Origin of the sequence: Streptomyces sp. NPDC007856, assembly GCF_042868225.1 — a bacterium.
Classification (GTDB): domain Bacteria; phylum Actinomycetota; class Actinomycetes; order Streptomycetales; family Streptomycetaceae; genus Streptomyces.
The window spans coordinates 1-2,312 of sequence record NZ_JBIAEC010000095.1; the positions used below are offsets into that span (position 1 = coordinate 1).

General features: G+C 63.0%; 3 protein-coding genes. 1 reads left to right on the plus strand and 2 read right to left on the minus strand.

The features are described 5' to 3' along the window. The coding region (locus ACFYOH_RS44670) for an alpha/beta fold hydrolase (RefSeq protein ID WP_388638086.1) at window positions 1–930 on the plus strand (930 nt) is incomplete at its 5' end. Window positions 931–1,297: 367 nt separating this feature from the next. Here ACFYOH_RS44670 and ACFYOH_RS44675 read toward each other — a convergent pair. Both ACFYOH_RS44675 and ACFYOH_RS44680 read right to left on the minus strand, forming a co-directional pair. Continuing rightward, a protein-coding gene (locus ACFYOH_RS44675) for an IS5 family transposase (protein WP_388638088.1) occupies window positions 1,298–2,097 on the minus strand; the annotation gives its coding sequence in 2 pieces (ribosomal slippage) (window positions 1,298–1,759 and window positions 1,762–2,097; 798 coding nt in all). A gap of 57 nt (window positions 2,098–2,154) precedes the next feature. Then, the coding region (locus ACFYOH_RS44680) for a transposase (RefSeq protein WP_388638091.1) at window positions 2,155–2,312 on the minus strand (158 nt) is incomplete at its 5' end.

Below are 2,312 nucleotides of genomic sequence, written 5' to 3' on the forward strand. Positions count from 1 at the left end.
GAAATCCTGTGCACGGTGTTCGCCGACGTCCTCGGCCTGCCCTCGGTCGGGGTCGAGGACAACTTCTTCGACCTCGGCGGACACTCGCTCCTGGCAACCCGACTGGTCAGCCGGATCCGGTCGCTCCTCGGCGTGGAGATACCGATCCGCGAAATCTTCACCGCCCCGACCGTCGCCGGGCTCGCACGGCGACTGGATGAATCCTGCTGGCAGGCTGACAGCAGCGTGCTGCTGCCGTTCCGTTCGCGGGGTGGGCATGCGCCGTTCTTCTGCGTCCACGATGTGCACGGCCTGGGCTGGGAATACACATACCTGGCGCAGTGCATGCCTGCGGAGTATCCGGTCTATGGTCTCCAAGCGCGGGGGTTTGACGGGGCGACGGAGCTTCCTCGTTCCGTAACGGAAATGGCCACTGATTATGTCACCAAAATACGAACGGTTCAGCCGTCCGGCCCGTACCACCTGCTTGGTTGGTCTTTTGGTGGGATCGTTGCCCAGGAGATGGCAGTCCAATTGCAGGCCGCGGGCGAACAGGTTGCTGCTCTAGTCATCCTGGACTCCATTCCATCCACACCAAGGCGAGTCGGCGGGCTTCCCCTCAAGGGCCCTCTGGAGATTTCAGAAATCGCGTCAGCGGCCGCTCGAGAAGCCGAAATATTCGGGGCGTCCCCAGAGAGTGCGTCCGAGACCTACAGGCAGGTCCTCCGAAACAATATAAGGCTTCTAATGGAGCATGAGCCGAGCAAGGTCGAGGGCGAGGTTCTCTTCGTTTCCAGTCGCGAGACGAATGGCTCCGGGCCCGAATTGTGGAGTCCCTACGTCTCCGGTCAGATTCAGGAGCGCGCGGTCGCGTGTCTTCACCGCGAAATGTATCGGCCGGAAATAATGCAAGAGATCTGGGAAATGGTGAAGGGGCGATTGAAGTCATAGCACAGCCCGGTACTACAGCAGCGCTTCACAACCCCGGCGCAGTTCAAGTTTGATGCGGTAAATTCGGTTTGCTGTACGGGTGTCGGCGGTGATTTGCGAAGTGGGTGCGGCTCCCGGTGATCTGCCAATTCTCCACACTGAAGGATCGTCACAGGAGTCGCGCCCGTTTCTGCTTCATCGCTGACCATGCCCCAACGTCGTTCGGATACGGCAGCTGTAGATAGCCGCTGCTGGGTTTTCTGGCTGTGGCCTCGATTCTTCCAAGGGCTTATGGCGAGGTCGCATACGACTGACTGCCCGATATGTCCCGTGCTGTGTCGGGACTGGCCGTCGCGTGACACTGCGGGCACTGCCCTTACAGGCCATCTCATTTGGTGAGTCTGCGGTAGCAGATGAGGGTGCAGGCGATGCTGGTGAAGGCCAGGAAGTGTTCGGCTTTGCGTTCGTAGCGGCGGTGGAGGCGGCGGCATCCGGCGAGCCAGGCCATGGTGCGTTCGATAGTCCAGCGGTGGCGTCCCAGCCGCTGGGAGGACTCGATGCCTTTGCGGGCGATGCGGTGTCGGATGCCGCGCTGGCGTAACCATCGGCGCAGGTGGTTGTAGTCGTAGCCCTTGTCGGCGTGGAGTTTGGCGGGCCGTCGCCGACGTGGTCCGCGCCGGGAGCGGATGGGCGGGATGCCTCGCACGAGCGATTCGAGGGCCTGGCTGTCGTGGAGATTGGCACCGGATATCCCGACGGACAGGGGCAGTCCGGTCCGCTCGGTGATCAAGTGGATCTTTGAGCCGCACTTGCCCCGATCCACCGGATTCGGACCCGTCAGGTCCCCCTTTTCAGGGCCCGCATGTTCACCGAGTCGATCGCGCAGCGGGACCAGTCCAGTTCACCGCGGGAGCCGAGTTCATCCAGGACCAGGCGATGGAGCTTCGCCCACACCCGGGCCTTCGACCACTCGGTGAAACGCCGATGGGCCGTGGGCCCCGACGGTCCGAACGAGGCGGCCGGCAGCTGCTGCCACGTGCAGCCCGACGTGGCCACGAACACGATGGCAGCCAGCACCTCACGGTCACCGTGTCGGCGCCGGCCGCCTCCCTGAGGCCGACTCGGCGCCTCCGGCACCACTCGCTGGAACAACTGCCACAGCTCATCCGGCACCAGCCGCTCAACGATCCCCACACCTGGAGTCTATCGAACACCCCAAATGAGATGACCTCTTAAGAAGTCGTCTCATTTGGTGAGTCGGCGGTAGCAGATGAGGGTGCAGGCGATGCTGGTGAAGGCCAGGAAGTACTCGGCTTTGCGTTCGTAGCGGCGGTGCAGTCGACGGCAGCCGGCGAGCCAGGCCATGGTGCGTTCGATCGTCCAGCGGTGCCGGCCAAGTCGCT